This window comes from Cupriavidus sp. 8B (assembly GCF_054589115.1).
The window spans coordinates 1-247 of sequence record NZ_BAAILO010000451.1 but is presented as its reverse complement, the minus strand read 5'-3'; the positions used below and the strand labels follow the sequence as shown (position 1 = coordinate 247).

The 247-nt window shown below is 73.7% G+C and carries 1 pseudogene; it reads right to left on the bottom strand.

The features are described from left to right. Window positions 1–245 (bottom strand): annotated as a pseudogene (locus ACYP5B_RS43565) (tyrosine-type recombinase/integrase); the annotation flags it as partial. Window positions 246–247 lie beyond the last annotated feature (2 nt).

Sequence of the window (247 nt, the reverse complement as noted above, 5' to 3'; positions counted from 1 at the left end):
TCATGGGTGAGCGACGACAGCGGCTTGCCGTGCTGCATCACGGCCCACAGCAGCAGCCGCTCCACCTCGCGCCGATAGGTCTGCAGGGTGGCGGGGGTGTCGGCGTAGCGGGCCAGCCAGGCTGTCACCGCCGCCAGATCGTCGGCGGCTGAGATCTGCGGGGTGCCGCCGCGCGCCCGGTTGCTGCCGGCGGTACCGCTCAGTTCGGCGGGCAGGCGCAAGCGCTCGATCGGGGTGGCGGGCAGGG